13 protein-coding genes are annotated in these 12450 nt (G+C 70.8%); 6 read left to right on the forward strand and 7 right to left on the reverse strand.

Features of this window, described 5'->3' with window-relative positions:
* Positions 1 to 3: 3 nt before the first annotated feature.
* Both OHT77_RS09815 and OHT77_RS09820 read left to right on the forward strand, forming a co-directional pair.
* Positions 4 to 867 (forward strand): alpha/beta fold hydrolase, encoded by an 864-nt coding sequence (locus OHT77_RS09815; RefSeq protein WP_328827764.1) that lies wholly within the window; start codon positions 4 to 6, stop codon positions 865 to 867.
* Positions 864 to 1856: a VOC family protein gene (locus OHT77_RS09820; RefSeq protein WP_328827766.1), complete on the forward strand. Its 993-nt coding sequence runs from the start codon at positions 864 to 866 to the stop codon at positions 1854 to 1856. The genes OHT77_RS09815 and OHT77_RS09820 overlap by 4 nt, the downstream gene beginning before the upstream one ends.
* Here the strand turns inward: OHT77_RS09820 and OHT77_RS09825 are convergent.
* The gene (locus tag OHT77_RS09825; RefSeq protein ID WP_328827767.1) at positions 1841 to 2746 is read right to left on the reverse strand and encodes a S41 family peptidase; all 906 of its coding nucleotides are present in this window, start codon (positions 2744 to 2746) and stop codon (positions 1841 to 1843) included. The two genes, OHT77_RS09820 and OHT77_RS09825, sit on opposite strands and share 16 nt — an antisense overlap.
* Before the next feature lie 57 nt (positions 2747 to 2803).
* Between OHT77_RS09825 and OHT77_RS09830 the strand changes: the two genes are divergently transcribed.
* Complete coding sequence (locus OHT77_RS09830) at positions 2804 to 3388, forward strand: ArsR/SmtB family transcription factor (RefSeq protein WP_328827769.1); 585 nt, start codon at positions 2804 to 2806, stop codon at positions 3386 to 3388.
* Positions 3389 to 3455: 67 nt separating this feature from the next.
* Here OHT77_RS09830 and OHT77_RS09835 read toward each other — a convergent pair whose 3' ends face one another.
* Entirely contained in the window at positions 3456 to 3842 is a 387-nt protein-coding gene (locus OHT77_RS09835) for a winged helix-turn-helix transcriptional regulator (protein WP_328827770.1), read from the reverse strand.
* 137 nt (positions 3843 to 3979) lie between these two features.
* Between OHT77_RS09835 and OHT77_RS09840 the strand changes: the two genes are divergently transcribed.
* Positions 3980 to 4909, forward strand: coding sequence for an NADP-dependent oxidoreductase (locus OHT77_RS09840; protein WP_328834202.1), 930 nt, complete (start codon positions 3980 to 3982; stop codon positions 4907 to 4909).
* 178 nt (positions 4910 to 5087) lie between these two features.
* Positions 5088 to 6074 carry a hypothetical protein gene (locus OHT77_RS09845; protein WP_328827772.1) on the forward strand — a complete coding sequence of 329 codons (987 nt, stop codon included), beginning with the start codon at positions 5088 to 5090 and terminating at the stop codon, positions 6072 to 6074.
* A gap of 9 nt (positions 6075 to 6083) precedes the next feature.
* On the opposite strand, the gene OHT77_RS09850 is transcribed toward OHT77_RS09845, so the two are convergent.
* The 4 genes from OHT77_RS09850 to OHT77_RS09865 all read right to left on the reverse strand — a co-directional run bounded on the left by OHT77_RS09850 (position 6084) and on the right by OHT77_RS09865 (position 9888).
* A complete protein-coding gene (locus tag OHT77_RS09850) occupies positions 6084 to 7340 on the reverse strand; it encodes a hypothetical protein (RefSeq protein WP_328827773.1) in 1257 nt (418 codons plus the stop codon).
* Positions 7337 to 8563, reverse strand: a complete 1227-nt coding sequence (locus tag OHT77_RS09855) for a glycosyltransferase (protein ID WP_328834203.1) — start codon at positions 8561 to 8563, stop codon at positions 7337 to 7339. The genes OHT77_RS09850 and OHT77_RS09855 overlap by 4 nt, the downstream gene beginning before the upstream one ends.
* Positions 8564 to 8702: 139 nt before the next feature.
* Positions 8703 to 9371, reverse strand: a complete 669-nt coding sequence (locus OHT77_RS09860) for a hypothetical protein (protein ID WP_328827775.1) — start codon at positions 9369 to 9371, stop codon at positions 8703 to 8705.
* Between the two features lie 10 nt (positions 9372 to 9381).
* Positions 9382 to 9888 carry a SigE family RNA polymerase sigma factor gene (locus OHT77_RS09865; RefSeq protein WP_328827776.1) on the reverse strand — a complete coding sequence of 169 codons (507 nt, stop codon included), beginning with the start codon at positions 9886 to 9888 and terminating at the stop codon, positions 9382 to 9384.
* A gap of 204 nt (positions 9889 to 10092) precedes the next feature.
* On the opposite strand from OHT77_RS09865, the gene OHT77_RS09870 reads away from it, so the two are divergent.
* Positions 10093 to 10662, forward strand: coding sequence for a hypothetical protein (locus tag OHT77_RS09870; protein WP_328827777.1), 570 nt, complete (start codon positions 10093 to 10095; stop codon positions 10660 to 10662).
* Positions 10663 to 10736: 74 nt separating this feature from the next.
* Here the strand turns inward: OHT77_RS09870 and OHT77_RS09875 are convergent, their stop codons facing one another.
* Entirely contained in the window at positions 10737 to 12347 is a 1611-nt protein-coding gene (locus tag OHT77_RS09875) for a purple acid phosphatase family protein (RefSeq protein ID WP_328827778.1), read from the reverse strand.
* Between the last annotated feature and the right edge of the window lie 103 nt (positions 12348 to 12450).

A 12450-nucleotide genomic window follows, 5' to 3' on the forward strand; every position in this document is an offset into this window, starting at 1 on the left:
GCCATGACCACGTACACCGAACTGCCGTCGATGCAGGAGTCCTTGCTCGATGTCGCCGGCAAGAAGATCTTCGTCGCGGAGACCGGAGACGGGCCGCCCGTACTGCTGCTGCACGGCGGCGGACCCGGCGCCTCCGGAGTCTCCAACTACCAGCGGAACATCGGGGAGTTGGCCAAGCAGTACCGGGTCATCGTCCCCGACCTGCCCGGTTACGGCCGCAGCACCAAGGGCGTCGACGGCGCCGATCCCTTCGGCCACCTCGCCGACGCGATCCGCGGCCTCCTCGACGAACTCGGCCTGGACAGGGCCCACTTGGTCGGCAACTCCTACGGCGGTGCGTGCGCCCTGCGGCTCGCCCTGGACACCCCCGACCGCGTCGACCGCATGGTCCTGATGGGCCCCGGCGGCGTCGGCACCACCCGCGCGCTGCCCACCCCGGGCCTCAACAGCCTGCTCAACTACTACTCCGGGGACGGCCCTTCACGGCTGAAGCTGGAGAAGTTCATCCGCACCTACCTGGTCTTCAACGCCGCCGACGTGCCGGACGGCGTCATCGACGCGCGCTATCGCGACAGCATCGACCCGGAGGTCGTCGCGGCTCCGCCGCTGCGACGCCCCAAGTCACTGCGCGCCGTGTGGAGAATGGACTTCACCCGCGACGCCCGGCTGTCCCGGCTGCTCGTGCCGACCCTGGTGCTGTGGGGCGCCGCCGACAAGGTCAACCGGCCCAGCGGCGGCCGGATGCTGGCCGGGCGGATGCCCAACTGCGATCTGTACGAGGTCGCCAACACCGGTCACTGGGTCCAGTTCGAACGCGCCGAACTGTTCAACCGGCTCTGCGCCGACTTCCTGGCAGGCCGCCGATGAACACCACCGCTTCGGTCTTCGGCGCGGTCCACCTGGGCTACGTCGTCATCGAGACCCAGCGCTTCGCCGACTGGCGCCGCTTCGGCACCGAGGCCATCGGCATGCACCGTGACGACCTCGACTCGGGCCTGACGCGGTTCCGGCTCGACGACCAGGAGTGCCGGTTCCTGCTGCGGCGCGGGCCGGCCGAGGACGTCGTGGCGACCGGGTGGCACATCGACGACCACGCGGCCTACGAGCGGATCGAGGCCCGGGTGCGCGCCCACGGCGTACCGGTCGTCGAAGGCACCGCGGAGGACGCGGCCCTGCGGGGCGTCGAACGCCTGCTGCGTTTCCCCGGTCCGAAGGGCATCACGCAGGAGATCTGCACCGCCCCGGTGAAGGCCGCGGAGCCGCTGCGGATGCTCGCGTCCGGGTTCGTCACAGGCGACTCGGGCATGGGCCACATCGCCATCACGTCCACCAAGCCGGCACAGCTGCGGGGCTACTTCGACACCGTCTTCGACGCCCGCCTGACGGACTGCATCGACGAGACCATCAGCGGCGTCAAACTCAAGATCCGCTTCCTGCGGGTCAACGAACGCCACCACTCCATCGCGGTCGCCGCCGTCCGCGGCCTGCCGATCGACCCGGTCCGCACCCGCGTCCAGCACCTCAACATCCAGGCCGCCACCCTCGACGACGTGGCCCGCAGCTACCAGCGGGTGCACGAACTCGGCTTCGACATGGCCCTGTCCGTCGGCCAGCACACGAACGACAGGGAACTCTCCTACTACGCCCGCACCCCCTCGGGCTTCGAATGGGAGGTCGGCTGGAACCCCGTCGTCATCGACGAGACCACCTGGCAGCCCAGCACCCACCAGGGCATCAGCGTCTGGGGCCACACCCCCGTCGGCCGGACGATCGTCGACAAACTCGACCAGTTCCGCCTCGGCGCCCGCTCCCTGACCCGCCGGGAGGTCACGGTTCCTAGTCAGCCTGCCAGTTGAGCGAGGGCCAGCGTGTGGGCCTGAGTGAGGGAGTCCGCCGCGGCGCACGGGACGTCCGGTTGTACGCCGGTGCCCTCCCAGTTCGTGCCGGAGACGGGGTTGACGGCGCGGCCGACCGGGACCGTGGCCTCCAGGTGGGGGTGGACGGTCCAGCCCTCGCACGGGTGGGCGCCACCCCGGGTGCGCTCGCCGACGACTGTCGCGCGGCCGAGTTGCTGGAGGTCGTAGGCCAGTTCCTCGGCGGCGGAGAAGGTGTCGGTGCTGGACAGGACGTACAGCGGTTTGGTGCCGCCGAAGCGGGTGCCGGGGACGTGCGGGAGGCTCCAGGACTGTTCGGTGCGGTCGCCTGCGCGCCAGTACATGGAGTTGAGGTGGGTGCGTTCGTCGAGCAGGTAGCTGCAGACGAAGGCGACCGCGTCCGGGTCGCCGCCCCGGTTGGCGCGGAGGTCGATGATCAGTGCCTGGGCGCGGGAGGCCAGGGTGAGGGCGGCGCTCAGTGGCTCGGCGGCCCACTCCAGCGGGAACAGCATCGGGGCCAACTCCAGTACGGCGACCCCGCCGTTGAGCAGTTCCACTCGGGGCGCACCGCCCAGCGAGGTGTCGAAGTCCCGGCGGATGGCAGCCAAGTTGGCCGCTCCCTGCTTGGGGGGTACGGGGTCGGCGTGGTGCTTGAGTCTCAAGTGGCGGTCGCCGTTGGCGGATTGCAGGTCGGCGGTGACCAGTCGGGCGAACTCCTCGGCGTCGTCGACGTCGTAGGCGCCCTCGGAGAGGCGTCGACGCAGCAGGGCGGCCAGTTGCTCTGCTATGTCAGGGAAGACGTAGTGCTCGGTCAGGAGTCGGGCGGTCTCGTCGATGACGGGGGCGGGCTGAAGCTTCGTCAGGGTTGTCATGGAAGGGAGTAGAGCACCGCCCTTGCGAAAGCGTCAACAAGATTAGACACTTTCTCTATGCGTGATCAGCCTTCCCATCCGCCGCCCCCCGAGGACGTGCTGGAGATCGGCGCGCCCGAGCAATTCGCGGCGCTCGCCCACCCGTTGCGGCAGCGGCTGCTCTTCGCTCTGGGGCATCGGCCTGCCACCATCAGCCAGCTCGCGGCGCAGCTCGACGCGAAGAAGGGCAACGTCGCCCATCACGTCAAGGTGCTCCGCGAAGCCGGGCTCATCCACGTCGCCGAGACGCGCCAGGTCCGTGGCGGCACCGAGCAGTACTACCAGCGCACGGCCCGCCACATGCTCGTCGCCGAACCCCATGCGGCGGGCACCGCCGCGATGTTCGCCGCCGTCGCCCAGGAGCTGGACCTCTCTCCCACCGACCACCACCTGACCCTGCGCCACCTGCGCCTGAGCCCTGCCAAGGCGAGGGAACTCGGCGAGGCGCTCGCCAAGTTGGTCGACGACGCGGAAGAAGACGCGGAGGACGAGCCGGTGCACGGTGTGCTGGTGGCGCTCTATCAGCAGGCTCCGCCGACCACTCCGCCGACCGCTCCGCCGACCGGCCCCGCCCGTGGTGCCGTGGGCGCGGCGGGTGGCTGAACCGACCGTGTCGGTGATCACCACCGTCTCCCGGCGGCGTGCGAACACCCAGCGCACCGACGGGACTTCAGTCGCCGTGAGTGACCGGCTCGGGCTCGGCGTCGGCGTCCAGCGCGTCGAGTACGGCGTCCCCGTTCGCCCTCGCCCACTCCGTCAGCATGTGGATCGGGTCGATCAACGTCGCGCCGAGCGGAGTGAGTTCGTACTCGACGCGGGGCGGCACCTCGGCGTAGGCGTGGCGTTGGATGAGGCCGTGGGCCTGGAGTCGGCGGAGGGTCTGGGTGAGCACCTTGCGGGAGATGCCGCCGATCAGCTCGACCAACTCGCCGTGGCGAACGGGGCCTTGACTGAGGCCGTAGAGCACGACCGCGGTCCACTTGTCGGCGAGGAGTTCGACCGTCAGGCGTGCCGGGCAGTCGGCGAGGAAGGGATCACCGGGACCGTAACCGCTCATGGCGCCTAAGGTACCTGGCGGTTCCTGTCGGAAACCTAGCGTGGGTCTCTCCCCCCTTCCCAGCCAGGAGAGTCATGCAGCCCATGGAACCCGTACGACCCACCCGACCGACCCGCTCCACCGAACCCACGCGATCCATGCGGGTCATCACCCAGCAGACGCTCGGCGGGCCCGAGGTGCTCACCATCGTGGACGCGCCCGAACCCCGCCCCGTCCCGACCGAGGTCCTCGTCCGCGTCCGGGCGATCGGGCTGAACCCGCTGGAGGCGCGGCTGCGGGCCGGTGAGTTCCCGCTGCTGGGCCCGCCGCCGTTCGTCCTCGGCTGGGACATCAGCGGTGTGGTCGAACAGGCGCCGGGGACCTGGCGGTTCAGGCCCGGCGACGAGGTGTTCGGGATGCCGCTGTTCCCGCACGCCGCGAACGCGTATGCCGAGGTCGTGTCGGCGCCCGCGCTGCACCTGGCCCGCAAGCCGGCGTCGCTCTCCCACGTCGAGGCGGCCGCGCTGCCGGTCGTCGGGCTGACGGCGTGGCAGGGCCTCGTCGATCTCGGCGGCGTGGGCGAGGGCGACCGCGTACTGATCCACGGCGGTGGCGGCGGGGTCGGCCACATCGCGATCCAGCTCGCGAAGGCGCTCGGCGCGTACGTGATCGCCACCGCGAGCGGAGGCAAGCGGGAGTTCGTCGAGGGGTTCGGCGCCGACGAGGTCATCGACTACACGGCGGTCGACTTCACCGAGGCGGTCCGTGACATCGACGTCGTGCTCGACACGATCGGCGGCGACACCGTCGAGCGCTCGCTCCAAGTGCTGCGCCCCGGTGGCCACTTGGTGACCGCGGTCGCCGAGGAGGACAAGGACCTCATCGCCCGCTACGAGGCGGCCGGCCTGCGCTTCAGCGGCATCGCGGTCGACCCCGATCCGGTCGGCCTGCGCGGTCTCGTCGAACTCGTCGAGCAGGGCAGGCTCCGCGTCCACGTGGAGGAGACGTTCCCGTTCGAGCGCGTCGCCGACGCCCACCGCCTGCTGGACACCGGCCACTTGCGGGGCAAGCTCGTCCTCACCCTCTGATCCCGTCCGAGCCAGGCCGACCGACAGGCGGCCGGCGACTTGCCGGCCGCCTGTGGTGCGCGATGCCGCCCAGCTCCACGCCGACCACACCTTCCGCAGGAGCCTCGGCTTCCTGCTCGACGCCATCGAGGCCCGCGTGTCAGGGTGATCTCGTCCGTCGAACGCCGGGACCCGGTGCGTGAGCGGTGTCGCCCGCTGCCCGACCAGCAAGGAGCAGTACGCCGTGAAGGTGGAAATCCAGCCGGATGTAAGGGACTTGGCCGTTCGGCTCGGGCCGGATGTTCCCTACGCGTTGAAGGCCGTGGCAGGTCAGCTCGCCGACGATCCCGACCTGGGCGAGCCCTCGGGGCTGCCCGGCATCCTGAACTTGACGGTCGACGGTGACATGTTCGACAACTGCCCTGATCTGTCGGTCGGTTACATCCGCGAGCCGGACCGTGTGGAGATCCGGTTCCTGAGAGTGGCCCCCTCCGCCGAGCCCGCCATCGAGCCTGCCGTCGAGGCCGGCGAGCGGGAGCAACCCGCCGACCCCGCCGCTGCCGCCCTCACGGTGCGGCAGGTCGCCGACGCCTGGCACCGCATCACCTCCTGGCTCAAGTCCCACGCCCCCGACTCCTACGCCGCGCTCCGCCCCGGTGCCGACTCCCCCGCCCTCGCCGCCCTGGAGGCGAAACTCGGCATCCCGATACCCATCGAGCTGCGCACCCTGTGGATGCTGACCGCGGGTGACGACGGGGCAGGCGGCGGTGGTTGTCTCCCGGGCAACATGGCGCTGCTGGACCTGGACGCCGTAGCCGCTCACCATCGGCGCAGGTCCGATGCCCAATCTCACGAGGACGTCTTCAACGCCAAGCGCCCCGAGGAGGAGCGGATCACCGTGTGGAAGGCGACCTGGATTCCGCTGGTCGCCTGGCGGCCGTCCGACGGCACCTCGGGGCTCCATCTCGACGCCGAGAGCGGCTACTTGGGGTCCTGGTCCCGCTACAACGAACCACCCGGCGACGTGCTCGACACCCTCGTCACGTACCTCGAAGAGGCCGCCGACATGCTCGAAGCCCCCGCCCTCGCCACCCGTGACAGGCCCGGCCTGATCGACGGAGCGCTGGTGTGGCGGAGCAGCATCACCCCTGCCCTGGAACCCCGTTGGCGGCCTGCGGCCGACTGACCGACCCGCCTACGGGACCCCCGCCTCGAACAACACGTACCCCGCATAGGACCCGGACGCGACCGCCGCGACCCCCAACACCAGGCACAGCGTGGGCAGTCCGACGGTCCGCAGCCTCGTGGCCAGGGGGATGAAGAGGGGGAAGCACGGGAGCAGGTAGCGGGAGACGTTGCCGAAGATCTGCTGGCTGCCCAGGACCAGGGCCAGGGTGAGCAGGGTGTGGACGACCAGGACGGCCGGCGGGCGCAGGCGGATCAGGAAGGGGAGGAGGAGCGCGGCCAGGAGGACGGTGGCCGCGGCGATGGTGTCCTCGAAGGGGAACGCGAAGAGGTAGTCGAAGCGGCCGACCGCCATGGAGCTGAAGACGTCGGCGGTCTGTCTGCCGTAGTCGAAGGTGTGCCCCCAGGCGCCCTTCTGGAGCGCGAAGTAACCGGCCAGGTTGCCCATGCGGTTGCCGACCCAGAGGAGGTAGCCGGTCAGGCCGAGCGGTGCGACCAGCATGGCGAACCAGGGGGTCGCCATGTGGTCCCGGCGGCGGTGGAGCGTCTGGAGCGCGGCGACCGTGACGGCCGCGATCAACGCGACGGCCGTGGGGCGGTTCAGACCCGCGGCGAAGGTCAGGACGCCCGCCGTGAGCCAGCGGTCGGTCATCACGGCGTGGCAGGCCCAGACCGCGAGGGCGATGTAGAGGGACTCCGAGTACGCCGCCCACTCCATGCCGGAACCGGGCCACACCGCCCACAGACCGGCCGCCGCGAACCCGGCCCGCCTGCCCCCGAACCTCACCGTGACCGCGTAGACGCCGAGCGCCGCGGCGAACGACGCCACGACCGAGACCAGCATCCCGGAGCCGTACAGCCCGAGGCCCGTGACCTCGGAGACCAGGCGCATCGACGCCGGGTAGAGCGGGAAGAAGGCCGCCGAGTTGCCTTCGAGGGTGATCATGCCGGTGGCGCCGGGGACATGGACGAGCGCGGGGTCGTAGCCGTGCGCGGCGATCTGCTGGTACCACCAGCCGTCCCATGTCGCGAGTACGTCCCACACGTGGGCGCCGCCGCCGAAGCGCGGGTTCTTCGTCCGGAAGCCGCCGTCGGAGTCCAGGAGGTACATGAAGACGGCGAAGCCGATCAGCTTCAGCACGCCGTACAGCACGAGCACCGGGCCGTAGTGGCGGACCGTGCGGCGCAGGAACTCCCCAACTTCCCTGCGGGGGCTGCCGGTTGCGGCCTCGGCGACGAGGCGCGTCAACGTCGTCGTCTCGCTCATGTCGTCGTCGCCTCCGCCTCGTCGCGGCGCCCGGCCGGGAACACCCAGGCCCGGAAGAGCAGGAACCGTACGAGGGTTGCCGCCAGGTTGGCCGCGACCAGCACCCCGACTTCCAAGCCGCGCGCGGGAGTTGGGCTCACGCGGTGGAGGAGGGCCAGGGAGCCGCTGGTGAGGGCGAGGCCGATCGTGAAGACCAGGAGGCCCTGGGCCTGGTGGCGGAGGGCGCCGGTGCGGCCGCGCAGTCCGAAGGTCAGGCGGCGGTTCGCGGCCGTGTTGGCGAGCGCGCAGAGCAGCAGCGCCAGCGCGTTCGCGGCCTGGCCGCCCGCCGCCGGGCGCAACGCCACGTACAGCAGGACGTAGCCGACCGAGCTGACCGCGCCCACGGCGGCGAAGCGCAGCAGTTGCGCGGCCAGACCTGTCGGCGGTGAACCGTCGGCGGCGGACCGGCGCAGCCCCGCCGTCGGGAGGGTGCCGCGCGCCAACTCCCGTCCTATGCGCGCGATTCCGCGCAGGTCGGCCAGTGCCGTGGACAGGATGTCGACGCGGCTGTCGGGGTCGTCCACCCAGTCGACCGGCACTTCGTGGATGCGCAGTCCGGCCCGCTCGGCGATCACCAGCAGCTCGGTGTCGAAGAACCACCCCGAGTCCTTCACCAGCGGCAGCAGCCGCTCGGCGACATCCCGCCGTACCGCCTTGAAACCGCACTGCGCGTCGGAGAAGCCGACGGAGAGGGTGGATCTCAACAGGGCGTTGTAGCAACGGGAGATGGCCTCCCTCTTAGGACCGCGCACCACCCGGGAGCCACGGGCCAGGCGGGTGCCGATCGCGATGTCGGAGTGGCCGGAGATCAGCGGGGCGACCAGCGGGAGGAGCGCCGCGAGGTCGGTCGACAGGTCGACGTCGACGTAGGCGAGGACGGGTGCGCGCGACCCGGACCAGGCCGCGTGCAGCGCCCGGCCCCGGCCCTTCTCGGCGAGCCGCAGCCACTCCAACTCGGGTATTTCAGCGACCAGTTGGGCCGCTATGCGCGGGGTCGCGTCCGTGCTGGCGTTGTCCGCGACCGTGATGCGGAAGGGGTACGGGAACGTCTCCAGCAGGTGGGCGTGCAGGCGCCGTACGCTCGGTTCGAGGTCCGTCTCCTCGTTGTGCACGGGGACGACCACGTCGAGGACGGGCTCGTGCTGGCGGGCCGACACCGGTGTGCGGAGCGGTAGTCGGCTCATCTGGCTCGTCGGCAATTTCATGTTTCGTCCTGGTCTGTGAGGCGTCGCAGGGCATGCGGGATCGCCGGCGGGCACGATGTCGCAACGAGGGTGTAGGGGCTGAGGCCCAGGGGCTTGCGGGCTTACGTGGTGGGGCGGGTCATCCGGTGTTCGTCGCCTCCGCACCGACCGTCTCGGACGACTCGGTCGCCGGGGGTGCCGTCGCCGTGTTCGTCGAAGTGCCGTGTCCCGTGGGCGTGTTGGCCGTCCCCGTGGCGGACGGCGGTGCGGGGCTGTTCGTGGCCGGGTCCGTGGACGGGGTGGACGAACCTCCGCCCGGCGTCGTGGTCGGTGCGGTGGGCGGCACGCTGGTGCGGGTCGGGGTCGGCCCGGTGGTTCCGCTCGGGGTGGTGTCGGGGGTCAGAGTCGGGGTGGGGCCGGGGAGGGTCGGGCTCAGGGCGGGGCGGGGCAGCGGGGCCTGCGGTCTGTCGTCCACCCGGTCGTGCGGCAGCAGGAAGAAGCCGAGGCCGATCCCGGCGACGGCCAGCGCGGAGCCGACCGCCTTCTGCGCCGTACGGGCCCGGCGCCTGGCCCGTACGCCGTCGCGGAGCCGAGTCCGGTGCCGGGGTTCGAAGGGGGTGGTCTCCTGGGTGTCGCGCATCATCCGCGCGAGCTCCCGCTCGAAGCGGTCGAGGCGATCGCCCTGGCCCAGCCGATCCCCTCGGCCCGGCTGATCCCCTTGGCCGAACTGAGCGCCTGGGCCGAACTGATCGCTCGGTTCGAACTGATCGCCCGGGTCGAACTGATCGTGTTGGTCGAAGTGGTCCATCAGCTCCCCCTCATCCCACCGGCTCGATGACGTCGCCGAGGATCCGGCGCAGCCGCGCCACGCCCCGCGACGCATGGGACCGGACGGTGCCGACCGGACACCCCAGCACTTCGGCGACCTGCTTGTCGGGCAGGTCCTGGTAGTAGCGCAGGACCACGGCGGCCCGTTGCGCGGGCGGCAGCTGGGCCAGCGCCGCCTCCAGCCGCGAGCGCTCCGCCACCACGGCGGACACGTCCCCGGTCTCCGCCCGGTCGGGCAGTTGCTCGACCGGGCGCTCGCCCCACCAGCGCCGCCGCGCCGAACGCGCCGCCGCCCGCGCGAGGATCCTGCGCACATACGGCTCCGGTGCCTCCTCGCCGATCTTCGGCCAGGCGAACCAGAGTTTGACCATGGCCTCCTGGAGGAGGTCCTCGGCGCGGTGCCGGTCGCCTCCCACGAGCAGACAGGCCAGATGGAACAACGCCGACCAGCGGGCTGCCACGAACCCGTCGAACCCCTCGGCCCGACTCTGTTCCATCCGTACCGTCCCCGTTCAGGCAAGCCCCTTACACAGAGAGAAAGGCCCTGGACCCCCCACCGCGCTGCACCCCACGGCTGTGATCCGGGTTACATCCGGATCCGGGGTCAAGAGTGCGTCATGTGGAATCCGGGGCTGAGAGGGCCGGGACCCGCCGACGTACTAAGGGAGCAAGCAGACACGACCCCGACGAAGGGCACTTCCTTGAACCCGCGACGCATCGTCCTGAGCCTCGTCGCAGGGCTCGCCTCCACGCTGCTGCTGGGGGCGTGCGGTTCCTCGAACGGCACCGGCACCGACAACGCCGCCCCGGCCGCGTCGGACCCCGCGATCTCGACACCGGTGGCCTCACCGCCGAGCACGAGCGCGGGTGCGAGCGCCACGGCCGGCACCGGTTCCGACGGCGGGACCACGACCACCGCCGTGACCGCCAAGGCGATGAACGGCCTCGGCAACGTCGTCACCGACAACAACGGCATGACCCTCTACCGCTTCGACAAGGACGAGCCGTCCCCGTCCAAGTGGACATGCAAGGGCGCCTGCACGATGACGTGGATCCCGGTCATCGTGCAGGACTCCGTCCGGACCTCGGGCGTGGAGAAGAGCCTCCTCGGCACGGTCCACCGGAGCGGCCTGAAGCAACTCACCCTCGCGGGCTGGCCGTTGTACCGGTACATCGGCGACACGGCGGCCGGACAGGTCAACGGCCAGGGCAAGGACGGCGAGTGGTACGCCATCGCGCCCTCCGGACAGAAGTCCGCGACGACGGGCTGAAGACACCGACGGTCCCGCAGGTCCACCGGAAGGACGTGGATCTGCGGGACCCCGGGATGCGGAGGGAACCAGGATCAGCGGCTGTGGCCGTCCGAGCGCTTGCGGTGGATCGTGAACGTCTCGAAGACCGACAGCTCGCCGTGCGGCTTGTTCACGTTGTAGTACGTGACGTGCATGCGGGTCGTGTCACCGGCGTGGCGGCCCGGGTCGACGGTGAACGCCGCGAAGCCATAGGGGTGTTCGGTGTCGCGGACGCCGGTCCAGATCGCCTCCTCCTTGGTGTAGGTGGAGGTGCGCTTACCGTTGGAGCCGGGGCTCGACGACACGGCGGTGATGACCTTGGCGGTGCCGTCCTTGAAGAAGCTCTGGTTCGTGGTGCCGGAGACACCGCCGCCGCCGAGGATCATGTGCACGGTGCCGAGACCGGTGTCGATGGAGTCGGTGGCCGTGGAGACCGGGTTCGGGGTGAGCGTCTCGCTGCCGGTGACGACACCGCGCACGGCCAGCGAGCGCTCGTAGTTGTGCTCGTGGCCGCACAGGACCAGGTCGACGCCGTAGCGGTCGAAGAGGGGGCCGTACTTCTGGCGCAGCCCGAGGTCGGCGCCGTTGGCGTCCGAGGAGCTGATCATCACCTGGTGCATGGCGACGACGATCCAGTCGGTGTCGCGCGAGGCCCGGGCCGCCTTCAACTCCTTCTCCAGGAACGCGAGCTGGCGTCCGCCGGAGTAGCCGTTGATGTAGACGTCGCCGCCGTCCTGGAGGCAGTTGTCGTCGTTCTGGAGCACGATCACGCGGACCGAGCCGACGGTGAACGCGTAGTACAGGCCCGCGAGTTCGGCGTCGGTCTCGGTGGAGGGGAGGGTGAAGTAGGTCTGGTAGGCGCCGAGTCCGATCGGGCCGTTGGCCTTCTCGATCTCGTGGTTGCCGGCCGCCGGCATCCAGGGGCGGAAGCGGGCCGAACGGGTGTTGTTGGTGAAGAAGTTGTTCCAGGTGCGCACCCGGTCGACGTCCAGGTTGGCGTAGCAGAGGTCGCCGTTGAGGAGGTGGAAGAGCGGGGCGACCTGCTCGATGCCGGTGACGATGTCCTTCGTCGCCGGGGTGGAGTTCGCGTCGAGGGCGACGGTGCCGTCGGCCGCCCAGGTGACCTGCGGGGCGGACTGGTCGCCGAAGCTGGTGAAGGTGAAGGGGGCCCGGCCGCGCGGCGCGGTGCGGAAGGTGCCGCTGTCGGGGGTCGCGCCCTCGTGGGTGGCCATGTAGACGTAGTCGGTGCCGGGCGACAGGCGCTTCAGCGAGGCGTGGTGGACGTAGACGGTGCGGCTGGAGGTGCCGTCCACGTAAGTGACCGTGTGGGCGTCGGCCTTGGAGCCGAAGCCGTGCTCCAGCGTGCCGTAGCGGACGGCGGGTCTGGTCACCGGTTTGTCGGTGATCCAGGAGACGTTCATCTGGGTGCGCGGGTCGGCGCCGAAGGTGAGGTGCAGGCCCTGGACCGGGGATGTGCCGGAGGAGTCCGCGGTGAGGTGCAGGGCCGGGGCGGCGAGCGGGGCGGCCTGCGCCGTGCCTGCTCCCAGCAAGGGGGTGACGGCCGCGCCGACGCCGGCCGTACCGAGGAGACCCAGCGCGTGACGCCGGCTGACTCCCTCGGACGACTGCGCGGACTCGTCCGGTGTCTCGGTCTGTGTGGTCATGGTGCCCTCCCTGGCGAGCAGTTGAGCTGACGACGACCGCACAGTGGCGCTTCCCGGCGGCTCCCGAGTGAACAGTGCGTTGCCAGACGGTCGTTGCGGCCCC

This window comes from Streptomyces sp. NBC_00252, assembly GCF_036187565.1.
Classification (GTDB): Bacteria; Actinomycetota; Actinomycetes; order Streptomycetales; family Streptomycetaceae; genus Streptomyces.